At 72.3% G+C, this 23,823-nt stretch carries 22 protein-coding genes; 17 read left to right on the top strand and 5 right to left on the bottom strand.

Annotated elements, in window-relative coordinates; genetic code table 11:
• The first annotated feature begins 1 nt into the window (after position 1).
• The 4 genes from ACTFTM_RS30470 to ACTFTM_RS30455 all read left to right on the top strand — a co-directional run bounded on the left by ACTFTM_RS30470 (position 2) and on the right by ACTFTM_RS30455 (position 4,489).
• A complete protein-coding gene (locus ACTFTM_RS30470; RefSeq protein ID WP_449563744.1) occupies positions 2-688 on the top strand; it encodes an ABC transporter permease in 687 nt (228 codons plus the stop codon).
• Complete coding sequence (locus tag ACTFTM_RS30465) at positions 685-1,422, top strand: ABC transporter permease (protein ID WP_449563743.1); 738 nt, start codon at positions 685-687, stop codon at positions 1,420-1,422. The genes ACTFTM_RS30470 and ACTFTM_RS30465 overlap by 4 nt, the downstream gene beginning before the upstream one ends.
• A 219-nt stretch (positions 1,423-1,641) precedes the next feature.
• Positions 1,642-2,646 (top strand): glycine betaine ABC transporter substrate-binding protein, encoded by a 1,005-nt coding sequence (locus ACTFTM_RS30460; protein ID WP_449563742.1) that lies wholly within the window; start codon positions 1,642-1,644, stop codon positions 2,644-2,646.
• A gap of 109 nt (positions 2,647-2,755) precedes the next feature.
• Positions 2,756-4,489, top strand: a complete 1,734-nt coding sequence (locus ACTFTM_RS30455) for a hypothetical protein (protein WP_449563741.1) — start codon at positions 2,756-2,758, stop codon at positions 4,487-4,489.
• 34 nt (positions 4,490-4,523) lie between these two features.
• Here the strand turns inward: ACTFTM_RS30455 and ACTFTM_RS30450 are convergent, their stop codons facing one another.
• From ACTFTM_RS30450 to ACTFTM_RS30440, 3 genes are all read right to left on the bottom strand, one after another.
• Positions 4,524-5,711 (bottom strand): NADH-quinone oxidoreductase subunit D, encoded by a 1,188-nt coding sequence (locus ACTFTM_RS30450; protein WP_449563740.1) that lies wholly within the window; start codon positions 5,709-5,711, stop codon positions 4,524-4,526.
• Positions 5,708-7,033: an SAM-dependent methyltransferase gene (locus tag ACTFTM_RS30445; RefSeq protein ID WP_449563739.1), complete on the bottom strand. Its 1,326-nt coding sequence runs from the start codon at positions 7,031-7,033 to the stop codon at positions 5,708-5,710. Before ACTFTM_RS30445 ends, ACTFTM_RS30450 begins: the two co-directional genes overlap by 4 nt.
• Positions 7,034-7,125: 92 nt before the next feature.
• Positions 7,126-8,037, bottom strand: coding sequence for an SDR family oxidoreductase (locus tag ACTFTM_RS30440; protein WP_449563738.1), 912 nt, complete (start codon positions 8,035-8,037; stop codon positions 7,126-7,128).
• A 120-nt stretch (positions 8,038-8,157) separates the two neighbouring features.
• Between ACTFTM_RS30440 and ACTFTM_RS30435 the strand changes: the two genes are divergently transcribed.
• The 8 genes from ACTFTM_RS30435 (at position 8,158) to ACTFTM_RS30400 (ending at position 15,600) form a co-directional block, all read left to right on the top strand.
• The gene (locus ACTFTM_RS30435; RefSeq protein ID WP_449563737.1) at positions 8,158-8,724 is read left to right on the top strand and encodes a TetR family transcriptional regulator; all 567 of its coding nucleotides are present in this window, start codon (positions 8,158-8,160) and stop codon (positions 8,722-8,724) included.
• A gap of 146 nt (positions 8,725-8,870) precedes the next feature.
• A complete protein-coding gene (locus tag ACTFTM_RS30430; RefSeq protein WP_449563736.1) occupies positions 8,871-9,845 on the top strand; it encodes a Rossmann-like and DUF2520 domain-containing protein in 975 nt (324 codons plus the stop codon).
• Positions 9,842-10,690, top strand: coding sequence for a pantoate--beta-alanine ligase (gene panC / locus ACTFTM_RS30425; RefSeq protein ID WP_449563735.1), 849 nt, complete (start codon positions 9,842-9,844; stop codon positions 10,688-10,690). Before ACTFTM_RS30430 ends, panC begins: the two co-directional genes overlap by 4 nt.
• A gap of 48 nt (positions 10,691-10,738) precedes the next feature.
• The gene (gene panD, locus ACTFTM_RS30420; RefSeq protein WP_449563734.1) at positions 10,739-11,167 is read left to right on the top strand and encodes an aspartate 1-decarboxylase; all 429 of its coding nucleotides are present in this window, start codon (positions 10,739-10,741) and stop codon (positions 11,165-11,167) included.
• Positions 11,168-11,261: 94 nt separating this feature from the next.
• Positions 11,262-12,158: a septum formation family protein gene (locus tag ACTFTM_RS30415; RefSeq protein WP_449563733.1), complete on the top strand. Its 897-nt coding sequence runs from the start codon at positions 11,262-11,264 to the stop codon at positions 12,156-12,158.
• 78 nt (positions 12,159-12,236) lie between these two features.
• Positions 12,237-13,931 (top strand): L-aspartate oxidase, encoded by a 1,695-nt coding sequence (locus ACTFTM_RS30410; RefSeq protein WP_449563732.1) that lies wholly within the window; start codon positions 12,237-12,239, stop codon positions 13,929-13,931.
• Positions 13,928-14,824 carry a carboxylating nicotinate-nucleotide diphosphorylase gene (gene nadC, locus ACTFTM_RS30405; RefSeq protein ID WP_449563731.1) on the top strand — a complete coding sequence of 299 codons (897 nt, stop codon included), beginning with the start codon at positions 13,928-13,930 and terminating at the stop codon, positions 14,822-14,824. The genes ACTFTM_RS30410 and nadC overlap by 4 nt, the downstream gene beginning before the upstream one ends.
• A 17-nt stretch (positions 14,825-14,841) precedes the next feature.
• Entirely contained in the window at positions 14,842-15,600 is a 759-nt protein-coding gene (locus tag ACTFTM_RS30400) for a type III pantothenate kinase (protein ID WP_449563730.1), read from the top strand.
• Positions 15,601-15,636: 36 nt separating this feature from the next.
• Here ACTFTM_RS30400 and ACTFTM_RS30395 read toward each other — a convergent pair whose 3' ends face one another.
• The gene (locus ACTFTM_RS30395; protein WP_449563729.1) at positions 15,637-16,374 is read right to left on the bottom strand and encodes a class I SAM-dependent methyltransferase; all 738 of its coding nucleotides are present in this window, start codon (positions 16,372-16,374) and stop codon (positions 15,637-15,639) included.
• A gap of 89 nt (positions 16,375-16,463) precedes the next feature.
• Here ACTFTM_RS30395 and lysS point away from each other — a divergent pair, with 89 nt between their 5' ends.
• The 3 genes from lysS (at position 16,464) to ACTFTM_RS30380 (ending at position 21,465) form a co-directional block, all read left to right on the top strand.
• Positions 16,464-17,972 carry a lysine--tRNA ligase gene (lysS, locus tag ACTFTM_RS30390; protein WP_449563728.1) on the top strand — a complete coding sequence of 503 codons (1,509 nt, stop codon included), beginning with the start codon at positions 16,464-16,466 and terminating at the stop codon, positions 17,970-17,972.
• A 112-nt stretch (positions 17,973-18,084) separates the two neighbouring features.
• Positions 18,085-18,429 carry a histone-like nucleoid-structuring protein Lsr2 gene (locus ACTFTM_RS30385; RefSeq protein WP_355051005.1) on the top strand — a complete coding sequence of 115 codons (345 nt, stop codon included), beginning with the start codon at positions 18,085-18,087 and terminating at the stop codon, positions 18,427-18,429.
• A 492-nt stretch (positions 18,430-18,921) separates the two neighbouring features.
• Positions 18,922-21,465 (top strand): ATP-dependent Clp protease ATP-binding subunit, encoded by a 2,544-nt coding sequence (locus tag ACTFTM_RS30380; RefSeq protein WP_449563727.1) that lies wholly within the window; start codon positions 18,922-18,924, stop codon positions 21,463-21,465.
• 230 nt (positions 21,466-21,695) lie between these two features.
• Here the strand turns inward: ACTFTM_RS30380 and ACTFTM_RS30375 are convergent, their stop codons facing one another.
• A complete protein-coding gene (locus tag ACTFTM_RS30375) occupies positions 21,696-22,607 on the bottom strand; it encodes an A/G-specific adenine glycosylase (protein ID WP_449563726.1) in 912 nt (303 codons plus the stop codon).
• A 96-nt stretch (positions 22,608-22,703) separates the two neighbouring features.
• On the opposite strand from ACTFTM_RS30375, the gene ACTFTM_RS30370 reads away from it, so the two are divergent.
• Both ACTFTM_RS30370 and ACTFTM_RS30365 read left to right on the top strand, forming a co-directional pair.
• A complete protein-coding gene (locus ACTFTM_RS30370; protein ID WP_449563725.1) occupies positions 22,704-23,216 on the top strand; it encodes a glycine cleavage system protein R in 513 nt (170 codons plus the stop codon).
• Positions 23,213-23,785 carry a peptide deformylase gene (locus ACTFTM_RS30365; protein WP_449563724.1) on the top strand — a complete coding sequence of 191 codons (573 nt, stop codon included), beginning with the start codon at positions 23,213-23,215 and terminating at the stop codon, positions 23,783-23,785. Before ACTFTM_RS30370 ends, ACTFTM_RS30365 begins: the two co-directional genes overlap by 4 nt.
• Positions 23,786-23,823 lie beyond the last annotated feature (38 nt).

The raw sequence follows: 23,823 nt of genomic DNA, 5'->3' as shown, positions 1-23,823 counted from the left end.
TATGTCCTTCCGCCTGAGCTACCGGGCCGACCCGGGTAACCCCTGGTTCTCCTGGCAGTACGTGCGGGACAACTCTGACACGATCCTCGCCGCCGTGCGCGAACACGCCTCCCTCACCGGGCGCGCGGTGCTGATCGCGGTGCTCATCGCCCTGCCGTTGTCCGTGCTCGCGTACTGGTTCCGCCCACTGGCCGGCCCGATCCTCGGCGTCACCGGAGTGATCTACACCATCCCGTCGCTGGCGTTGTTCGCCTTCATCGCGCCATACCTGGGGACCGGCGCCACCACCGTACTGGTCGGGCTGGTCCTGTACGCGCTGCTGCTGATCGTCCGCAACGTGGTGGCGGGGCTCAACCAGGTGCCGCCGGAGGTCGGCGAGGCCGCCGAGGGCATGGGCTACGGCCGGTGGCGGCGACTGTTCCGGATCGACCTTCCGCTGGCCATCCCCGGCATCCTGACCGGGCTGCGGCTGGCCACCGTGTCGACCGTCGCGCTGGTCACGGTCGGGGTGCTCGTCGGGCACGGCGGCCTCGGGCAACTGATCTTCGCGGGCTTCCAGAACAACCTCTACAAGGCCGAGATCATGACCGGGACCGTGCTCTCCGTGGCGCTGGCGGTGCTGCTCGACCTGCTGCTGGTCCTCGTCGGCCGGCTGGTCACCCCCTGGGCCGCCCGGAGCGTCCGGTGAGCGCCGCCGAGAACCCCCTGCGGCAGGGGGTGCTCTGGCTCAACGACCCGCTGAACTGGACCAACCCGGGTGGCATCCTGGACCGCCTCGGCGAGCACCTGACGATCTCCGCCCTGGCGGTGGCGCTCGGCTGCCTGGTGGCCTGGCCGGTCGGGCTCTGGCTCGGGCACGCGGGTCGCGGCGGTGGTCTGGTGGTGCTGGTGTCCAACGCCACCCTGGCCATCCCCACCCTGGCACTGCTGACCATCCTGCCGCTGACGTTCCTCGGCTTCGGCCGTACGCCGGTGGTGGTGGCGCTCGCCGTCTTCGCCGTACCGCCGCTGCTGGCCAACGCCTACACCGGCGTACGCCAGGTCGACCCGGAGGCACGCGACGCGGCCCGCGGGATGGGCCTGTCCGGCGGGCAGCTGCTGCGGCGGGTGGAACTGCCGTTGGCGGTGCCGTACCTGGCCGCCGGTTTCCGGACGGCGGCCGTGCAGGTCATCGCCACGGCCGCGCTGGCCTCGTTCGTCAACGGCGGTGGGCTCGGCGAGATCATCCGCACCGGGTTCGGTCTGAGCATCGCCGTCGGCGGTGGGCAGATCGTCGCCGGCGGTGTGCTGGTGGCCGGCCTGGCGCTGCTGGCCGAGTTGCTGCTCGGGATCGTCGAACGCCTGGTCACTCCTCGTCCACTGCGCAGGGGCCGGCAGCGCGCCGGCCGTCCGCGACCCGCGGACGCCACCGGCCGGGCCTGATCCGTCACCGGGCGTGCTCCGTCCGGGTGAGCGGACGCCGAAGCGGCGACCGGCGGCGGGCCGGTCGGTGACGATGCGGTGACGAAGACCATCCCGAGTTGTCGGTCGGCCGTGGACCATGTTGGGTGGGAATTGCGGGCGACCGACATCCAGGATCGCCCGTCGGACACGCGGCCGGCCCGGGACGGGTCGCGCCGGGACACGGAAGGCGGGCGGCACATGCGCGCACGTACACGTCTCGCGATCGGCGCCGTCGGCGTCGTGGCCGGGGCAGCACTTCTCACCGGGTGTGGGGACGCCGGCTCGTCCGGCACCGACGCCCCGCAGACCAGCGCCTCGGGCGCCGGGTGCGCACCGGTCGCCGGCAAGCAGCTCATCGCGCTGACCGACGACAAGAAGCTCCAGAACTCGGACAACGTCATTCCGGCGGTCAACAGCAAGGTGGCCAACCCGCAGCTGATCGCCGCGCTGGACAAGGTCTCCGCGGCGCTCGACACGCCGAAGCTGGTCCAGCTCAACAAGGCCGTCGACGTCGACCGCAAGACCCCCAAGGTCGCGGCCGAGGAGTTCGCCAGCGCCAACAACCTCACCGCGGGCATCGCCAAGGGCCCGGGCGGCGAGATCGTGGTGGGCGCCGCCAACTTCAGCGAGAGCCAGATCCTGGGCGAGCTGTACCGCATCACGCTCACCGCCGCCGGTTACCAGGTCAAGGTGCAGCAGATTGGCAACCGGGAGCTGTACGAGCCGGCGCTGGAGAAGGGCGAGATCCAGGTCGTCCCGGAGTACGCGTCGACCATGGCCGAGTTCCTCAACACCAAGGCCAACGGCCAGAACCCGCCGCCCGTCTCCTCGCCCGACATCAACACCACGCTGACGGCGCTCAAGGCCGAGGGCGACAAGGTGGGCATCACCTTCGGCGCGCCGGCCGCCGCGCAGGACCAGAACGCCTTCGCGGTGACCCAGGAGTTCGCCGACAAGTACGGCGTGCGGACCCTCTCCGAGCTGGCCGCGAAGTGCTCCGGCAGCGCCACGGTGCTGGGCGGCCCGCCGGAGTGCCAGCAGCGTCCGTTCTGCAAGCCGGGCCTGGAGAAGACCTACGGCCTCTCGGTGGGCTCGTTCTCCTCCCTGGACCAGGGCGGACCGCTGACCAAGAACGGCCTGCGTGAGGGCAAGATCAGCGTTGGTCTGGTCTTCTCCTCGGACAGCGCCTTCGCCACGAGCTGAGGCCCCTTCCGGCGGCTCACGGACGTCCCCACCCCCGCGCGGGGGTGGGGACGTCCGTGCGTCCGGGACCCGTTTCCTCCGCCGCGGATCGTCGGTAGGCTGCACTCCCATGCCAGCCCCGGTCACCCCCGACGCCCGGCGTCAACCGCTCCTGCTAACCGTGCTCTTCTGGGGCGGTGTGGCGCTGGCGCCCGTCGCGGCGTTGATCCTCCTGGTGGCCGACGGTAACGGTCCCCTGCGTCTCGCGGCGGTGCTCGCCATCGTGGCGGTGGTGCTGATCGGCCTCTCCATCGCGCTGCGCCCCGACGGCGACGGCGCATCGGCGCGGGTCGAGGAGCTGCTCGACGAGATCGAGGAGTTGCGCCGGGAGCTGCGCGCCGAGATCGTGGCCGCCGCGCAGCGCGGCAACCAGGCGCTCGACCAGGCGCAGCGCGCCCAGGAGGGGGTCGCCGCCATCCGCCGCCGCCTCGACGCCACCGGTGCGGCCCTCGCTGGGAGCGCCCCGGCGGCCGAGCCGGCGGCGGCCAGCCGCGCCCGCGTGACGGCGGCCGAACCGGTGGACGACACCCCGCCCGCCCGCAGCCGGGTTCCGGTCCCCGGCGACGCCCCGGCCGCCCGGGTGCGCGTACCGGCCGCGGGGGAGACCGCCGGCCGGGGCCCGGTCACCGACGAGGTCGCCGCTCGCGTACGGGTGCCGGCACCGAACGAGGCCGCCGGCCGGTGGGGTCGCGACGAGCGCGCGGACGACGAACCGGCGTACCGCCACCGGGCCGCCGACGCTCCCGAGACCCCCGCCGGCAGCGTGTACGGCGCCGCCGCCCGCCCGCCGGAGCAGGACCGCCCGCGGGAGTACGACCCGCCGCGCGAGTACGACCGTGCGCGTGAGCGCGACCGCCCGGAGCCGACGCACCGGCCGGTCGGCGTGGTCCGGCACACCGAGACCGTGCACGTCACGACCCGGCACACCGTCGTCGACGGCGGTCCGGCCGAGTCGGGTGGACGCTACGGCGGCGGGTACGCCGGTCAGTGGACCCCGCCGGCCCAGGAGTGGACGCGGGGCGGCACCCAGGGGCGTGCCCGGTCCCGGGATGACGCGCGGGAACCCCGGTCCGCGTACGGCGACGACGACCGCGACCGGTCCTGGGGTCCGCAGCACTCCTCTCGGGGGGAGGCGGCCTCGGCGGGCCCCCGCGACGGCTCCGGCTGGGGCGGACCCGAGCGTGGCGAGGAGGAGCCCCGCTGGACGGCTCGTGGCGACGAGCCGGCGTGGACCGACCAGCGCGACGCGTACGCGCCGGCCGACGAGTCCGCGTGGGACGGTCGGGCGCAGCGGCGTGGCTGGTCGGAGCAGGTCGAGCCGGAGCGGGCCGGTGCCCCGCAGCCCGGTCCCGCCCTGCGGGCGGACGACACCGGCGAGTACTGGTCGCAGTTGCGGGCCGGCGACCGCTGGGCGGCTGTCCGCGATGACGACAACGGCCGGGAGTTGCGCGTCGGGGAGCGCCGCGCCGAGGTGCAGGCCGACGCCACGGGCACCGAGTACCGGGTGGCGGACCGCTGGGCGTCCGTCCGCCACGAAGAGGCACGCCGCCAGGAGGACCCGCGCTGGCACGAGGACGCCCGCCGCCAGGAGGACCCGCGCTGGCAGGATGAGCGTCGGCCGGCGTTGCCGGTCGGCGGCGTGCCCGTGCCGGACGAGTGGCGTCCGCCGCGCCAACGTGGCCACGAGCCGGAACCCGCCCCCGAGCGGGGTGGCCGCCGTCGGGTCGAGGAACGGTACGGCTACCCGCCGCAGGACGACGCGCCCCGAGCCGGCGGCGCCCCGATCACCGACCGCTGGCGCTGACCCGCCGGACCGTCGGCGGTGACCGGCGTTCCGGTCACTTGTCGATGTCGCCGACCACGAAGAACATCGAGCCGAGGATGGCGATCAGGTCCGGCACGAGACAGCCGGGCAGCAGGGTGGCCAGCGCCTGCACGTTCGCGTACGACGCGGTGCGCAACTTCAACCGCCAGGGCGTCTTCTCGCCCCGCGACACCAGGTAGTAGCCGTTGATGCCGAGCGGGTTCTCCGTCCAGGCGTACGTGTGCCCCTCCGGGGCCTTGAGCACCTTCGGCAGGCGGGTGTTGATCGGCCCGGTGAGCCGGTCCACCCGGTCGAGGCACTGTTCGGCGAGGTCCAGCGACGCGTACACCTGGTCGAGCAGCACCTCGAAGCGGGCGTGGCAGTCGCCGGCGGTCCGGGTGACCACCGGGACGTCCAACTCGTCGTACGCCAGGTAGGGGTCGTCCCGGCGCAGGTCCAGATCGAGGCCGGAGGCGCGGGCCACCGGCCCGGACGCGCCGAACGCGGCGGCGTCGGCGGCGGACAGCACGCCCACCCCGACGGTACGGGCCAGGAAGATCTCGTTGCGCCGGATCAGGTGGTCCAGGTCGGGCAGCCGCCGGCGAACCTCGCCGATTGCCGCGCGTGCCCGTCCCGTCCAGCCGTACGGCACCTCTTCCTTCAGGCCGCCCACCCGGTTGAACATGTAGTGGATCCGGCCCCCGGAGACCTCCTCCATCACCGCCTGGATGGTTTCCCGTTCCCGGAACGCGTAGAAGACCGGGGTGATCGCGCCGATCTCCAGCGGGTACGAGCCGAGGAACATCAGGTGGTTGAGCACGCGGTTCAGCTCCGCGAGAGCCATCCGCAGCCAGGTGGCCCGTTCGGGCACCTCCATGCCCATCAGGCGTTCCACGGCGAGCACCACGCCCAGCTCGTTGGAGAACGCCGACAGCCAGTCGTGCCGGTTGGCCAGCACGATGATCTGCCGGTAGTCGCGTACCTCGAAAAGCTTCTCCGCGCCCCGGTGCATGTAGCCGATGATCGGTTCGCAGGCGACCACCCGTTCGCCGTCGAGCACCAGCTTCAACCGCAGCACGCCGTGCGTCGACGGGTGCTGCGGGCCGATGTTGAGCACCATGTCGGTGCCGAGCTGCTGATCGCCGGTGCCGGCGACCAGCCCGGCCCCGGTGCCGACGGTCAGTTCGCGGAGGTCCCCGGCGTCGGTGCTCATGCCCGTCATCGTGCCACGGCCGGCGGGAGCGGGATGCCGACCGGTTGGCGCAGCCACCAGTGCCCGCCGAGCCCGACCGGGTCGGTCAGCTCGGCCACCGCCGACGCCGCGGCCAGCGCCCGCACGTAGCCGGCCGGGTCGGTGCCGGCCAGGCTGAGCGGCGGTCGGCCGCCGTCGGCCCCGAGCGCCCGCAGCGCCTCGGCCTGCAAGCTCAGGGAGTACGCACACCGGGCGACCGCCGCGCCGGCGGAGGCGACCGAGTCCATTGCCACGTGCGCGGTGACATCGCTCGACCCGTCCGGCACCGGAGGCACCTGCCGCCCGCCGCGGTAGCCGGTCAACGTCCCGTCCACCGGTCTGCCGTCCCGCAGGTGCCCGTAGTCCACCGCCACCGCCAACCCTCGGCTGATCCTGCCCACCGCATCGGCCCATGCTTCGTCCCGTGGTCTGCCGATCTCTGCTCGGTGGTCGCTGTGCGGGTTCGGTTGGTCGCGGTGGGGGGTCTCCGGGCAGCCCGGCCGGCTCCGGGCGGTCAGGCTTGATCCCTGCGCCGGCCGGGCTGCCCGGAGACCCGACCCGCTTCCGCTCGTCGCATCCGGCGAGGTTTGACCACCGGCTACGGAACGGTCCGCACTCCGAGGGCCCCGAGGACCGGGCCACCAGGTGGTCAGCCAGTCGAGGTCGGCAGCGTTGACCTGCTCACCAACCGTCTCCGTACCGGTGGAGGGGTCGACCAGCACGTACCGCCAGCCACCCTCGGTGTGCACCGCGACGTCCAGCGGAACGTTGTCCAGCCACTCGGTCGCCAGCAGCAGTCCGGTGATGCCGTCGGGGATCTCCGATGTCCAGTGGATGTCCTCGGGCAGGTTCTCCGGGCGGTGGGCGTACTCCACTGCTGTGAAGCGGACGCGCTCCGCCAGCGACGGACGACCGGCGACCAACGACGGCTCGTCGGGCGACCGACGGACGGCGGCCGCCGGAGTCAGGGTTTCCGGGGAGCCCGACCACGCAGGGATCAAGCCTGACCGCCCGGAGTGGGCGGGCTCCCCGGAAACCCCCACCGCAACCCCGACGGAGTCGGCGGACGCGACGAGGCGGCGCAGGGCGAGCAGAAGCTCCCCTCGTCCCGCACCGACGTCGACCACGTCGAGCCGTGACGGACAGCCCAGGGTCGCGTCGACCTGCGCGAGGAGGCGCAGCAGCGCGGTGGCGAAGGCGGGGGAGGCGTGCACGCTGGTCCGGAAGTGGTCGGCCGGCCCGGCGCCGGCCACGAAGAAGCCGTCCGGCCCGTAGAGGGCCTGGCTCATCGCGTCCCGCCAACGGATCGGCATCAGGTCGTTCGGGATGCAGGAGGCGTCACCGTGCCGACCCTACGGCCACCGGTCCGGTGACGACTCCCGATCCCCGTCGCGCGGCCCCGGGTTCAGCCCCGGAAGTAGTGCCCCTCGTCGAGGTCGGCGATCAGGCCGGGGTGGGTCGGGGTCCAGCCCAGCAGCTCGCGGGTGACGGTGGACGAGGTCGGGTTGTCCATCTGCGCGAATCGTTCGAGGAAGCCGAAGTATTCGGCCGCCTCGTCTGCGTCGATGCTCCGGACCGGGATGTCGAGGTTGCGGCCGATCGCCTCGGCGATCTGCCGGAAGGGGACTCCTTCGTCGGCGGCGCCGTGCAGGCGTGCGCCGGCCGGCGCCTTCTCGAGGGCGAGTCGGTACAGCACGGCCGCGTCCAGGGTGTGTACGGCCGGCCACCGGTTGGCGCCGTCGCCGACGTACGCGGCGTATCCGTGCCGTCGGGCGCTCGCGATGATGGCGGCGATGAAGCCGTACCGGTCGAGTGAGCTGTGCACCGTCGGGGCGAGTCGGACGACGGAGGAGCGCACTCCACGGGAGGCGAGGCCGGCCACGAGGTTCTCCGCGTCGATCCGGTAGCCGCCGCCCGGGAAGGTGTCCTGTTCGGTGCCGGGGCGGCCGACGATGCCGCCCATGACGAGCATGGCGGTTCCACCTGTGCCGACGAGGGGCTTGCCGGAGCCGGCCACGCCGTCGGCGAGTGCCGTGAGGGCGTCCAGGTCGACCGAGGCGGCGCCGGCGAGGTTCCCGTCGAGCATGAGGTCGTGGCGGAACGCCAGGTGGATGACCCCGTCGGAGGCGGCCGCCTCGTCGCGGAGCACGTCGAGGTCGGACAGGTCGCCCCGGCGGGCCTCGCCACCGAGCTTCTCGATGGCGGCGGCGGAGGTGTCCGAGCGGGCCAGGCCGACGACGTCGTGTCCGGCGGAGAGGAGTTCCGGCACGACCGCCGAGCCGAGGTGGCCGGAGGCGCCGGTGACGAATACGCGCATGGTGCGTCCTTCGTGAGTACCGATGTCACATTGCGACATCACCGTACCTCGCGTGATGTCACAGTGCGACATCCCTGCGGGAAGCAATGTCGCACTGTGACATCGGATACCATCGGCCGCATGGCCCGCTGGCAACCCGACGCGCGCGGCCGCCTGGAGGCGGCCGCCTTCGAGCTGTTCCGGGAGCGTGGCTTCGACCAGACCACCGTCGCCGACATCGCCGAGCGGGCCGGTCTCGACAAGCGCACCTTCTACCGGCTCTTCGGTGACAAGCGCGAAGCCCTGTTCAGCGGCAGCGGGCACCTGGAAGAGGTGCTGGTCAAGTCGGTGGCAGAGCGGGACGCCGGCCCGTTCGACGCGGTGGTGGCGGCCTTCCGCCGGGTGGCGGAGGAGATCTTCGCCGACCGCCTGGAACTCGTCCGGGCGCGACAGGCCGTCATCGAGAGCAGTCCGGAGCTGCGGGAGCGCGAACTGCGCAAGACGGGGTCCCTGGTGGCCGCCGTCACCGCCGCCCTCCACGCCAAGGGCTTCGACGAGACCACGGCCACCCTGGCCACCGAGTCGGGCGCCACGGTCTTCCGGGTCGCGTACGCCCGCTGGATCGCGCCCGGCAGCGACGCGTCGCTCAGCGACCTGATCGCCGAGGTGGCCGCCGAGCTGCGCGCGATCACGTCACCCGCGGGCTAGCGGCAGTAGACCCCGGACAAGATCTGCGCTCCGGGAACCGGTGCCCCGGGCAGTGGTGAAGGTTTTCACATGCTTGTTCCGGTTCGGCGAGCCGGGCGCATACTTGCCATCGACCGGTACCCCTTCTCGAGGACTGGATCGTCGTCATGAGCGCACCGTTGCGCCCGCGCCCGGCCGCCCCACACGGGCCTGCCGGTTCGTGGGATCGCGCCGACACCGGCGTCCGCGCCACCTCCCGCCCACTCACCGTCGGCGTCGTCGGCGCGGGCCGCGTCGGGGCCGTGCTGGGCGCGGCGCTCGCCGCCGCCGGGCACCACGTGGCCGCCGTCGCCGGTGACTCCGGGGCCAGTCGCGCCCGCCTCGCCCTGCTGCTGCCCGACGTGCCCCGCCGCCCGGTCGCCTCCGTCGCCCGCGCCGCCGCCGACCTGCTGCTGATCGCCGTGCCGGACGACGCGCTGGCCGGGATGGTCACCGATCTCGCCGAGGGCGGCGCCCTGCGTCCGGGTCAGGTGGTCGCGCACACCTCCGGCGCGCACGGTCTGGCCGTGCTGGCGCCGGCCGCCGCGGTCGGCGCCCGGCCGCTCGCCCTGCACCCCGCCATGACCTTCACGGGTACGCCGGACGACCTGGCCCGCCTGGACGGCATCTCGTACGGGGTGACGGCTCCGGCGGAGCTGCGCGCGTTGGCCGCCCGGCTCGTCACCGACCTCGGTGGCGTGCCGGAGTGGGTGGCCGAGGCGGACCGTCCGCTGTACCACGCCGCGCTCGCCCACGGCGCGAACCACCTGGTGACCCTGGTGAACGAGGCGTCCGACCGGCTGCGTGACGCCGGGGTGGCCCGCCCGGAGAAGGTGCTCGCCCCACTGCTGCGGGCCGCCCTGGAGAACGCGCTGCGCCTCGGCGACGACGCGTTGACCGGTCCGGTGTCCCGGGGCGACGCGGGCACGGTCGAGCGGCACCTGGCCCGGCTGGCCGCCACCGCGCCGGAGTCGGTCCCGGCCTACCTGGCGCTGGCCCGGCGTACGGCCGACCGGGCGATCGCCGCCGGCCGGCTTCGACCGGTGGACGCGCAGTCGCTGCTCGGCGTTCTCGCCGGGACGGATCGGGAGGTGGCGGCATGACGCAGGTGGTGCACACACGTGCCGAGCTGGACGAGGCCCGGGGGTCGCTGAAGGGCACCGTCGGCGTGGTGATGACCATGGGCGCTCTGCACGAGGGGCACGAGACCCTGCTTCGCGCGGCCCGGGAACAGTCCGACCACGTGCTGGTGACGATCTTCGTGAACCCGTTGCAGTTCGGGCCGAACGAGGACTTCGACCGCTATCCGCGCACGCTCGACGCCGACCTGGAGGTGTGCCGGCGGGCCGGCGCCGACCTGGTCTTCGCTCCCTCGGTGGCCGACATGTATCCCGACGGCCAACCTCGGGTGCGCCTGGACCCGGGTCCGCTCGGCGCGGAGCTGGAGGGCGCGAGTCGCCCCGGCTTCTTCCACGGCGTCCTCACCGTGGTCCTGAAACTGCTCCAACTGACCCGTCCCGACCTGGCGTTCTTCGGTGAGAAGGACTACCAGCAGCTCACCCTGGTACGCCGGATGACCCGGGACCTGGACGTCCCGGTCGAGGTGGTCGGCGTGCCGACGGTCCGGGAGCCGGACGGGCTGGCGCTGTCCAGCCGCAACCGCTACCTGAGCGGGCCCGAGCGCGCGGCGGCGCTCAGCCTGTCCGCCGCGCTGCGGGCGGGGGCGCGGGCCGCCGACGACGGCCTGGACGCGGGCGAGGTGCTGTCCGCCGCGCACGCCGCGTTCGGGGCCGGTACGCCCGGCGCCCAGCTCGACTACCTGGTGCTCACCGATCCCGAGTTGGAGCCGGGGCCGGTGTCCGGGCCGGCCCGCCTGGTGATCGCCGCGTGGGTGGGCACCACGCGGTTGATCGACAACGCGGCGATCCACCTCGCCCCCCGCGCCTGACCCCGGCCGTATCCCCACCACCACCACCTTTCCGAAAGGCCACTTTCGATGCTGCGGACCATGCTCAAGTCGAAGATCCACCGCGCCACGGTGACCCAGGCCGACCTGCACTACGTCGGTTCGGTGACGGTGGACGAGGATTTGCTCGAGGCCGCCGACCTGATCCCCGGCGAGCAGGTCGCGATCGTGGACATCACGAACGGCGCACGCCTGGAGACGTACGTCATCCCGGGTGCGCGGGGCAGCGGCGTGATCGGTATCAACGGTGCCGCCGCGCATCTCGTACACCCAGGTGACCTGGTCATCCTGATCTCGTACGGGCAGATGGACGACGCCGAGGCCCGGTCGTACCGGCCGCGGGTGGTGCACGTGGACGCCGACAACCGGGTGGTCGAGCTGGGTGCCGATCCGGCCACGGCGGCGCCGGGCACGGCCGGTGAACCGGTGCCCAACCCGTTCGCGGTGTCCGGAGTCTGATCTCGCGCGGAGATTCCGGTCTGTCACCGGAAGGTCATTTCCGGTTACCCTGGGCACGCTGGCGGAAGCCGGTAGGTGGCTGGGGGAGGCCGCGATGCGCCGTGCCATGACGACCCTGTTCGTCACTGCCGTCACGGCAGTGGTCCTGGTGGGCTGTGCCGGGTCCGGTGGTCTCGACGGCGACCTGACCGACGACTGGGCGGCGCTGCCGCCGGCGACGGCCTTCACGCCGGCCGTCGGGGTGTGCCAGGCCGCCGACTTCACCGAGGTGGTCACGCTGGCCACCTACCAGCCGATCGACTGCGCAGGCCCGCACCGGGTGGAGACTGTGCACGTGGGGGCGTTCCCCGCCGAGCGGCCCGCCGCGCCGGCCACCGGCTCGGTGGAGCTGCGCGGCGCGTTCGCCGAGTGCGACACCCGGGCCTCCGGGTACGTGGGCGACGACTGGCGGGCCGGCCGTCTGCGGCTGTCGGTGGCGCTGCCCTCCGGGCCGGGTTGGACCGCCGGCGCCCGCTGGTACCGGTGCGACCTGACCGAGTTGACCACTGTCGAGGCGGGGGCCACGGTGGTGGTCCGCTCGGGCAGCCTGCGGAACGTGTTGAAGGGGGCCAGCGGGCTGCGGCTCGGTTGTCAGCAGACGCGGGCCGGGGCGGGGCGGGGCGTGCAGACGCTTGTCCCGGTGGAGTGCGGTGGCCGGCACGACGCCGAGTTCGTCGGGGTGTGGCGCGCGCCGGACAAGCCGTACCCGGCCAGGGACGCCGACTGGGCGCCGCTCTACGACGGTTGCCGCAGCGTCCTCGGGCGCTACGTGGGCGTGCCGGACGATTCCGTGCTGCGCTTCCGCGCCGGAGTGGTGGTGCGGCCGCCCGGGGCGGGGCGCTGGCGGGTCGGTGATCGTGGGGTCCGCTGTTACCTGTGGTTGAGCGACCGTACGGTCACCGCGTCGTTGAAGGGCGCGGGCCCGGCCGGTCTGCCGGTGCGGACGAAGTGACCGGCCGGACGGGGTAGCCCAAACCACTCGTTGAGCCCCCGCCGCCCCCGGCGAGGATCGTTCGGGTTGACTGGTGGGATGGACGTTCCGACCGTGGACCTGCCGGCCCTGCCCAGACTGTTGGCCGCGCCCGAGCCCGGCTGGGTCGAGACCACCGACGTGATCGTGGTGGGGTCCGGGGTGGCGGGGCTGACCGCCGCCCTGCACCTGCGTGAGGCGGGTCTGCACGTCACCGTCGTCACCAAGGTCAACATCGATGACGGGTCGACCCGGTGGGCGCAGGGCGGCATCGCCGCGGTGCTCGACCCGGCGGACACTCCGGCGGCCCACGCGCGGGACACCGAGATCGCCGGTGTGGGGCTCTGCGACCCGGCGGCCGTACGGGTCCTCGTCGAGGAGGGGCCGACCCGGCTGCGGGAGCTGATGCGGATCGGCGCGGAGTTCGACCGCCATCCGGACGGCTCGCTGATGCTGACCCGCGAGGGTGGGCACCGGGCGGACCGGATCGTGCACGCGGGCGGCGACGCGACGGGCGCCGAGGTGCAGCGGGCCCTGCACGCCGCGGTGCAACGCGACCCGTGGATCCGGCTGGTCGAGCACGCCCTCGTGCTGGATCTGCTCCGCGCGCCCGGCGACGGCCCGGACGGCCTCGGCCCGGCCTGCGGGATCACGCTGCACGTGCTCGGCGAGGGCAGTGAGGACGGCGTGGGCGCGCTGCTGGCCCGGGCGGTGGTGCTGGCCACCGGCGGAATGGGGCAGGTGTTCGCGGCGACCACCAACCCGGCGGTGTCCACTGGCGACGGGGTGGCGCTGGCGTTGCGGGCCGGCGCGGCGGTGACCGACGTCGAGTTCGTCCAGTTCCATCCGACCGCGCTGATCACCCCGTCGGGCGTCGGGGTGCCCGGGGCGGGGCACGCCCAGCAGCCGCTCGTCAGCGAGGCGCTGCGCGGCGAGGGCGCGTACCTGGTGGACGCCGACGGCAAGCGGTTCATGGTGGGCCAGCACGAGCTGGCCGAGCTGGCCCCCCGGGACGTGGTGGCCAAGGGCATCCACCGGGTGCTGCTGGCGGGCGGCGCGGACCACGTGTTCCTCGACGCCCGGCACCTGGGCGGCGACTTCCTGGCCGCGCGCTTCCCGACCATCGTGGCGTCCTGCCTGGCGATCGGCGTGGACCCGGCCACCGACCTCATTCCGGTCGCTCCGGCCGCCCACTACGCGTCCGGCGGCGTACGTACCGACCTGCGGGGCCGTACGTCGATCCCCGGCCTGTACGCCTGCGGCGAGGTCGCCTGCACGGGCGTACACGGCGCGAACCGGTTGGCCAGCAACTCGCTGCTGGAGGGGCTGGTGTTCTCCCGGCGCATCGCCGACGACATCGCGGCCGGCCTGCCCGAGCAGGCGCAACCGGCGGACGTCGGCGCGTGGCGCGGCGGCGCGGGCTGGGTGGTGCCGGCCGGCGCCACGTCGGCCCTGCAACGGGCGATGACCCGCGGCGCCGGGGTGCTGCGCTCGGCCGCGACGCTTGCCGGGACGGCGGAGACGTTGACCGAGCTGGGCGCGGCGCGGGGGCGACCCCGGACCGCCGACTGGGAGGCGACGAACCTGCTCACGGTGGCGTCGACGCTCGTCGCGGCGGCGTACGCGCGCGCCGAGACGCGGGGATGCCACTGGCGGGAGGACTTCCCGACGGCCGACGAGCGGTGGCAGGGCCACCTCGTCGGGTCGGTCGGGGCGCAGGGCGCGGTGACGCAGCAGTGGGAGGCAAATTCATGATCGAGTCGACTCGGGTGGCGTTGCGGGCGGGCGGCCTGGACCCGGAACAGGTACGACGGGTGGTCGAGACCGCGCTGGTCGAGGATCTGGGGCCGGAATTCCTGGACGTCACGAGCGTGGCGACCATCCCGGCCGAGCAGACCGACACCGCCGACCTGGTGGCCCGCGCGGACGGGGTGGTGGCCGGGCTGGCGGTGGCCGCCGCCGTGTTCGAGCTGGTGGGCGAGGTGACGGCTGCCGGTCGTACCGTCGAGGTGTCGGTGTGGGCCCGCGACGGCGAGCGGGTGGCCCGCGGCGACGTGCTGGCGACGGTGACCGGTCCGACCCGGCTGCTGCTCACGGCCGAGCGGACCGCGCTGAACCTGCTCTGCCGGATGTCCGGGGTGGCCACCCACACCCGGGCCTGGGCGGACGCCCTGGCCGGAACGAAGGCCATGGTGCTGGACACCCGCAAGACGACGCCCGGCCTGCGGGCGTTGGAGAAGTACGCGGTGCGGGCCGGCGGCGGCACCAACAAGCGGATGGGCCTCTACGACGTGGCCATGATCAAGGACAACCACAAGCTGGCGGCCGGGGGCATCACGGCGGCGTACCGGCGGGTTCGGGAGTCGTTCCCGGAGGTGCCGGTGCAGGTCGAGGTGACCACCGTCGCCGAGGCCGTGGAGGCGGTCGAGGCCGGCGCCGACTTCCTGCTCTGCGACAACATGACGCCGGAGGTGCTGGCCGAGGCGGTCGCCGCGGTGGGCGACCGGGCGGAGTTGGAGGCCACCGGCGGGCTGACCCTGGAGGTCGCGGCCCGCTACGCGGCCACCGGCGTCGACTTCCTCTCGGTGGGGGCGTTGACCCACTCGTCGCCGATCCTGGACATCGCGCTGGACCTGCGCACGAGGTAGTTGTCTAGGCTGCGAGCGTGCTGCTCTGCATCGACATCGGAAACACCAACACCGTGCTGGCGACCTTCGACGGCGACAAGCTGGTGCACTCCTGGCGGATCAAGACCGATGCCCGTTCGACGGCGGACGAGCTGGGTCTGATGTTCCGGGGCCTGCTCGCCGGGGACAACGTCGAGATCACCGGCGTGGCCGCCTGCTCCACGGTGCCCGCCGCGCTGCGCTCGCTGCGGACCATGCTGGGCCGCTACTACGCCGACCTGCCGAGCGTGATCGTCGAGCCGGGCGTGCGGACCGGGGTGCAGTTGGCGATCGACAACCCGAAGGAGGTGGGCGCGGACCGGGTGGTCAACACCCTTGCCGCGTACACCCTCTACGGTGGGCCGTCGATCGTCGTGGACTTCGGTACCACCACCAACTTCGACGTGATCAGCGGTCGCGGGGAGTTCCTCGGCGGGGCGTTCGCCCCGGGCATCGAGATCTCCTTCGACGCGCTCGCGGCCCGCGCCGCGCAACTGCGCAAGGTCGAGGCCACCAAGCCCCGTTCGGTGATCGGCAAGAACACCGTGGAGTGCCTCCAGGCCGGCCTGTACTTCGGCTTCGCCGGGCAGGTGGACCGGATCGTCGAGCGGATGACCGAGGAGCTGGGCGAGGTGAAGGCGGTGATCGCCACCGGTGGCCTCGCCTCGCTGGTGCTCAACGAGTGCCGCACCCTCACCCACCACGAGCCCATGATCACCCTGATCGGCCTGCGGATGGTCTACGAACGCAACCTCTGACGCCGGCCGCCGTCGAGGTCGGCCGGCGCGCGGGCCTCAGCGTCGCCGCGCCCGCAGCACGATCGTCCGGTACGGCAGGTCGACCGTCTCCCGCCCGGCGAGGTCGGGATGACCCGTGAACAGGTCGTGCAGGTCCCGGTCGATCCGGGCGCGTCGGTCGGCCGGGGCGGTGAGCCAGTACGAGCGGGTGTGCATCATCGCCACCACCTCGTCCGGCGTGAGCGTGGTGTGGTGCGTGAACTCGCCCGTTTCGATCGGCGTGAACGCCGCACCGAAGTCGTCGTACCGTCCGACCACGTCGCCGGCGTTGTCGCCCAGGTGGGCGATCCGACCCAGCTCGGCCACCCACGCGACCCGCTCGTCCCGCAGGTTCCAGATCGGGGCGAACGTCCCACCGCCCCGCAGCACCCGCGCGATCTCGGCGTGGGCCCGGTCGCGGTCGAACCAGTGGTACGCCTGCCCCACCACCACGGCGTCCGCCGCGTCGTCGGGCAGCGGAATCGCCTCGGCGCCACCGGCCAGCGCGCTGCACCCGGCGGTGGCGGCGTCGAGCTGGGCGCGCATACCCGGGTCCGGCTCCACGGGCGTCACGTCGTGCCCGAGGGCGAGCACCTGACGGGTGAGGATGCCGGTGCCCGCGCCGAGGTCGACCACGTGGGCGTCGCGCAACCCGTCGAGTGCCCACCGGACGGCCGCTTCGGGATAGCGGGGTCGAAACCGGTCATAATCGCTCGCCGCGACGCCGAACGAGAGCGCCTGAGTGTGATCGGCCATGACGGGCAGGTTATCCCGTAACGGCCTCCGGAGCGCTTGAGTACGCTCGGGCCTGACCCCCTGTATCTCCCGTGACGAGGAAGCGTGCCGTGAGCGAGCAGAACGCCGTACCAGTGGACCCCGCCGACGACCTTCCCGAGCAGATGAAGGTCCGCCGGGAGAAGCGGGACCGGATGCTCGCCGAGGGCGTCGAGCCCTACCCGGTCGGTTTCCCACGGACCACCACGCTGGCCGAGGTCCGGGAGCGCTACGCCGACCTGGAGACGGACACCGCCACCGGCGACGAGGTCTCGGTCACCGGCCGGGTGATCTTCGTACGCAACACGGGGAAGCTCTGCTTCGCGACCCTGCGGGACGGCGACGGCACCGAGTTGCAGGCCATGCTCTCCCTCGACCGGGTCGGCCCGGAGCGGCTGGAGGCCTGGAAGCGCCTGGTCGACCTGGGTGACCACGTCGGCGTGACCGGCGAGGTGATCACCAGCCGGCGGGGCGAGTTGTCCGTGCTCGCGCAGCGGTGGGAGATGACCGCCAAGGCGCTGCGGCCGTTGCCGGTCGCGCACAAGCCGCTCTCCGAGGAGGCGCGGGTCCGGCAGCGCTACGTGGACCTGATCGTCCGCCCGCAGGCCCGGCAGATGGTGCGTACCCGCGCGGCGGCGGTACGCAGCCTGCGCGATTCACTGCACGGTCAGGGCTTCATCGAGGTGGAAACTCCGATGCTGCAACTGTTGCACGGAGGCGCGACGGCCCGACCGTTCGTGACCCACAGCAATGCGTTGAGCACCGATCTGTATCTGCGAATCGCGCCGGAACTGTTTTTGAAGCGCGCCGTCGTCGGCGGCGTGGACCGTGTCTTCGAGATCAACCGCAACTTCCGTAATGAGGGTGTCGACTCTTCGCACTCGCCGGAGTTCGCGATGCTGGAGACGTACCAGGCGTACGGGGACTACGGCACGATCGGCGAGTTGACCCGCAATCTCGTGCAACAGGCGGCGATCGCGGTGAGCGGCTCGACGGTGGTGACCCACGCCGACGGGCGGGAGTTCGACCTGGGCGGCGAGTGGCGATCGGTGTCCCTGTTCGGGGTCCTTTCCGAGGCGCTCGGCGAGGAGGTCACGGTCCGTACCGAACGCTCCCGGCTGGTCGAGTACGCGGACAAGGTGGGATTGGCCGTGGACCCGAAGTGGGGTCCGGGCAAGCTGGCCGAGGAGTTGTTCGAGGAACTGGTCGTTCCCGGCCTGCAGGCGCCCACCTTCGTACGGGACTACCCGGAGGAGACCAGCCCGCTCACCCGGGCGCACCGCAGCGAGCCGGGACTCGCCGAGAAGTGGGACCTCTACGTCCTCGGTTTCGAGCTGGGCACCGGGTACTCCGAGCTGGTCGACCCGGTGGTGCAGCGGGAACGGCTGGTCGCCCAGGCGCAGCTCGCGGCTCGCGGCGACGACGAGGCGATGCGTCTCGACGAGGACTTTCTCCGGGCCATGGAGTACGGAATGCCTCCGGCCGGGGGTATGGGAATGGGAATCGACCGTCTCTTGATGGCCCTGACCGGCCTCGGAATTCGGGAAACGATCCTCTTCCCGTTGGTCCGTCCGGAGTAGTCGTCCGCCGACTCCCAGCGAGTCGTAACGGCATCCTATTGACGGGGCGAGCGGCACGCGGGTTATTGTGCTCTCATTAGCAGGAGCGCCCTGCTCGAAAGGAATGTGGGACGTGGCCAAGCAGATCATTCACAAGCTGGTCGATGACCTGGACGGCGGGGACGCGGACGAGACCGTCAAGTTCGCGCTCGACGGCGTTCAGTACGAGATCGACCTGTCCGGCGCCAACGCCGCGAAATTGCGCGACGTATTCGCGCCGTACGTCGGGGCGGGCACCAAGGTGGGTCGCGGTGGCGTGGTGATCGGTGGGCGGGCCGCCCGCGGTCGCGGTGGCGCCACCGCCGACCGGGAGCAGAACAAGGCGATCCGGGACTGGGCCAAGAAGGCCGGCAAGGACATCTCGGACCGCGGTCGTATTCCCCAGGAGATCGTCGACGAGTTCCACGCCAAGCGCTGATTCCCCTCAGCTGACCGGTGGCGGCGGCCACCGCGGGGCGACACCGACGCCGGACCGGAGCATCCTCCGGGCCGGCGTCGCCGTCTTTCCACCCCGGGCGGGCCGCAGTCGGGCGGCCGGGGTGGACGGGAATGTCGAGCGGCCCGGGCGACGTTGTCCACAGGCGGTGGAGAAGTTGTCCACAACCTGTGGATGGCCGTCCCGGGCCTCTCCCGGACCCCCGCTGGGCCTCTCCGGAGGCGGCGGAGGGCTTCCACGGGGTCGATCGGATTTCGCTCTGCGCGTAGCGACAGGGGTACCGGAACACCTCCTGAGCGCGGACGGTTGTGCAAAACGACGTGGAACCGACCCGGACCGGAGAGACACGACCTCAGCTGAGTCGGTCAGCGACGATAGAGTAAGGAGGCACGGACGCCCGTCCCGGACGTTCGTGCACCGGCCCCGCCAAGATCTTGACCATCAAGGCGCACGGCACGTGAGGAGCACGAGGGCATGTTCGAGCGGTTCACCGACCGAGCGCGACGGGTTGTCGTCCTGGCCCAAGAAGAGGCCCGGATGCTCAACCACAACTACATCGGTACGGAACACATCCTGCTGGGCCTCATCCACGAGGGTGAGGGCGTCGCCGCCAAGGCTCTGGAGAGCCTCGGCATCTCCCTGGAGGGCGTCCGCCAGCAGGTCGAGGAGATCATCGGCCAGGGCCAGCAGGCGCCGAGCGGGCACATCCCGTTCACGCCGCGGGCCAAGAAGGTGCTGGAGCTGTCGCTGCGCGAGGCGCTGCAGCTCGGCCACAACTACATCGGCACCGAGCACATCCTGCTCGGGCTGATCCGCGAGGGCGAGGGCGTCGCCGCCCAGGTGCTGGTCAAGCTCGGCGCCGACCTCAACCGGGTCCGCCAGCAGGTGATCCAGCTCCTCTCCGGCTACCAGGGCAAGGAGCCCGCCGCGGCGGGTGCCGCGCCGGGTGAGGCCGCGCCGTCCACCAGCCTCGTGCTGGACCAGTTCGGCCGCAACCTGACCCAGGCCGCCCGCGAGGGCAAGCTCGACCCGGTCATCGGGCGCGAGAAGGAAATCGAGCGGGTCATGCAGGTGCTCTCCCGCCGTACCAAGAACAACCCGGTCCTGATCGGTGAGCCCGGCGTCGGTAAGACCGCCGTGGTGGAGGGCCTGTCCCAGAAGATCATCAAGGGCGAGGTGCCCGAGACTCTGAAGGACAAACAGCTCTACACGCTCGACCTCGGTGCGCTGGTCGCCGGTTCCCGCTACCGCGGTGACTTCGAGGAGCGCCTCAAGAAGGTGCTCAAGGAGATCCGCACCCGGGGCGACATCATCCTGTTCATCGACGAGATCCACACCCTGGTGGGTGCGGGTGCCGCCGAGGGCGCGATCGACGCCGCGAGCATCCTCAAGCCGATGCTGGCCCGTGGTGAGCTCCAGACCATCGGTGCCACCACGCTCGACGAGTACCGCAAGCACCTGGAGAAGGACGCCGCTCTCGAGCGCCGGTTCCAGCCGATCCAGGTGGGTGAGCCGTCGCTGGCGCACACCATCGAGATCCTCAAGGGCCTGCGTGACCGCTACGAGGCGCACCACCGCGTGAGCATCACCGACGCCGCTCTGGTGGCCGCCGCGACGCTCGCCGACCGGTACATCTCGGACCGCTTCCTCCCGGACAAGGCGATCGACCTGATCGACGAGGCCGGCGCGCGGATGCGCATCCGTCGGATGACCGCGCCGCCAGACCTGCGTGACTTCGACGAGCGCATCGCCCAGGTGCGCCGCGACAAGGAGTCCGCGATCGACGCGCAGGACTTCGAGCGCGCCGCCCAGCTGCGTGACAAGGAGAAGCAGCTCCTCGGTCAGAAGGCGCAGCGGGAGAAGGAGTGGAAGGCCGGTGACCTGGACGTCGTCAGCGAGGTCGACGACGAGCAGATCGCCGAGGTGCTCGGCAACTGGACCGGTATCCCGGTCTACAAGCTGACCGAGGAGGAGACCTCGCGCCTGCTGCGCATGGAGGACGAGCTGCACAAGCGCGTCATCGGCCAGGAGGACGCGGTCAAGGCGGTCTCGAAGGCGATCCGGCGTACCCGGGCCGGCCTGAAGGACCCGAAGCGCCCGTCCGGCTCGTTCATCTTCGCCGGCCCGTCCGGTGTCGGTAAGACCGAGCTGTCCAAGGCGCTCGCCGAGTTCCTCTTCGGCAGCGAGGACGCCCTCATCCAGCTGGACATGTCCGAGTTCCACGACCGGTACACGGTGTCCCGCCTCGTGGGTGCCCCTCCCGGCTACGTCGGCTACGACGAGGGCGGGCAGCTGACCGAGAAGGTGCGTCGTCGTCCGTTCTCGGTGGTCCTCTTCGACGAGATCGAGAAGGCCCACCCGGACGTGTTCAACACGCTTCTGCAGATTCTGGAGGACGGTCGGCTCACCGACGGTCAGGGCCGGATCGTGGACTTCAAGAACACGGTCATCATCCTGACCACCAACCTGGGCACCCGTGACGTCGCCAAGGCGGTGTCGCTGGGCTTCCAGCAGTCGGAGGACTCCGAGTCCAACTACGACCGGATGAAGCAGAAGGTCAACGACGAGCTCAAGCAGCACTTCCGGCCTGAGTTCCTCAACCGGATCGACGACACCATCGTCTTCCACCAGCTGCGTCAGACCGAGATCCTCTCGATCGTGGACATCATGATCCAGCGGATCGAGGGCCAGCTGCGGAACAAGGACATGGGTCTGGAGCTGACCGACAACGCCAAGAAGTACCTGGCCGCGAAGGGCTTCGACCCGGTGCTCGGTGCCCGTCCGCTTCGTCGCACGATCCAGCGCGACATCGAGGACAACCTTTCCGAGCGGATCCTGTTCAACGAGCTGACCCCCGGTCAGATCGTCGTGGTGGACTGCGAGGGCGACCCGAACGACATCGACAAGTCCAAGCTCGTCTTCCGGGGCGCGGACAAGCCGGTGGAGGTTCCGGACGCCGTTCCGGCCGACCTCGGTGGCACCGCCGCCGGCACCGCGGCAGCGGACGAGGTGGCATAACCAGCAGCACAACAAAGGGGCGGGGCTCCGGCGGCGCAAGCCACCGGGGCCCCGCCCCTTTTCTGTGCGCTGCCGACAGCCCGCTCCCGCCGACCCGGCGCCTCCCGCCACGTCGTATCCGCCGAGGCCCACCCGCACCTTCGGGGAAACTGCTGCTTTCCGGCCGCCGGATGCAGCAGTTTCCCCGAAGGTGTGCGCCGTGGGCCGTTACGCCCCAACGGCCTGGCGGGTCAGGTGGTCAGGTTGGCGGTCGGGTTGGACGGCCCGTCGCCGGCCAGCCGGAACGAGTCGGCGCCGACCGGTTCCACGAGCCCGTCCTGCACCAGGCCGGCCAGTGCGCGGGCGCGCTGCACGTCGTCGGTCCACACCTGGTCGAGGCGTTGGTGCGGGACCGGACCGGTGGTCTCCCGGAGCACCCCGAGCAGCAGCCCGCGTACCTGACGGTCGGTGCCCGCGTACCGCTGGGGGCGGCGGGTCGGGCCGGTCGGTGGCTCCTGCCCGGAGGCCCGCCAGGCACAGACCGACTCGACCGGGCAGGCCGTGCAGCGCGGCGAGCGGGCCGTGCAGAGCACCGCGCCCAACTCCATGAACGCGGCGCTGGCCAGCGCGGCGGCGGCCGGCTCCGTGGGCAGCAGATCCTCGGTGGCGACCAGGTCGGCGGGGCGGGTGACCGGGCCGGCGTCCGGCTCACCGGCCACGGCTCGACAGACCACCCGTCGTACGTTGGTGTCGACCACCGGGTGCCGCTGGCCGAACGCGAACGCCGCCACCGCACGTGCCGTGTACGTGCCCACGCCGGGCAGCGCCAGGAGTTGTTCCAGCCGGTCGGGCACCTGGCCGCCGTGCCGGTCCACGATGGCAACGGCGCACTCCCGCAGACGGACCGCGCGGCGGGGATAGCCGAGGCGCCCCCACATGCGGATCGCCTCGGCCGGCGTGTCCGCCGCGAGGGCCGCCGGGTCCGGCCAGCGGGCCAGCCAGGCGTGCCAGGCCGGCACGACCCGGACCACCGGCGTCTGCTGGAGCATGACCTCGCTGACCAGGATGGCCCACGGCGTCACGTCGGGTTCCCGCCATGGCAGGTCGCGGGCGTGCTGCTGGAACCATCGGCTGACCAGTGCGGCGAAATCGGGTTGAGTCATGGCGTCGTCGATGATGTCACGCGGCCCGGTCCCGCTGGTTGGGCGGCTCGGCCGGGGCGTCGCGGTGGTGGTGGGCGGATCGGGCAGAATGCGCGGATGAACGAGCTCGCGATCACCGTCATCGGCCGGGACCGGCCGGGCATCGTGGCCGACGTCGCCGAGGTGCTGGCCGGGTTGGGCGCGAACCTCACCGACAGCACGATGACCAGGCTGCGGGGGCATTTCGCGATGACCCTCATCTGCACCGGCCCGGCCGCCGCCGAGGTGGAGGCGGCGCTGGCGCCCCTGGCGGCCGAGGGGCAACTGCTGGCGACCGTACGCGCGGTGACGCCGGACGGTGCGGTGGCGCCGGCCGGCGAACCGTACGTGCTGGCGGTGCACGGATCGGACCGGATGGGCATCGTGGCGGCGATGACGCGCGTGCTGGTGGACGCCGGTGGAAACGTCACCGACCTGAGCACCCGGCTGGCCGGCTCGCTGTACGTGGTGTTGGCCGAGGTCGAGCTGCCGGCGGGGGTCGTCGAGGCGCTGACCGAACGGCTGCACCGGACGGCCGCCGAGGTCGGGGTCGAGGTCACCCTCCGGCCGGCAGATCCGGATCTGCTGTGAGCGACGGGCAGGGCGAGGCGTACGCCGGTCTGGGGGACTGGACGCCGGATTCGCTGGCGGTGGCGGGTGAGGTGCGGGCCGTCGTGTCGGCCCCGCACCCGGTGCTGAGCCAGGCCGGAGGCGACGTCGATCCCACCGCCGAGGAGACCGTCAGGTTGGCCGCCGATCTGGTGGCCACGATGCGGGTCTCGCCGGGCTGTGTGGGTCTGGCGGCGCCGCAGGTCGGTGTGGGCGCCCGGGTCTTCGCCGTCGACGTGACGGGCCATCCGAAGGCGGTCACCGTGCACGGCACCTTCGTGCTGTGCAACGCCCGGGTGGTCGAGGCGACCCGGTGGAAGCCGGGTCGGGAGGGGTGCATGTCAGTGCCGGACCTGACCGGGGACGTGAAGCGGGCCAGTCGGCTCGTGGTGGAGGGTGACCTGCCGGGTACGGGAGCGGCGGTGCGCCTGGTCACGGACGGCTTCGAGGCGCGGGCGTTGCAGCACGAGATCGACCACTGCGAGGGGCTGCTCTTCCTGGACCGGGTGGCCGGCGCGCACGCCGTCTACCAGCGCAAGGTCTACCTCTGAACGAGCGGCCGGACGTCGACCCGTCCGTCCTCAGTGGA

The organism is Micromonospora sp. RB23, from assembly GCF_053585025.1.
Note: the sequence above shows the minus strand (reverse complement) of the source record. Positions and strands in the feature narration are given on the sequence as shown.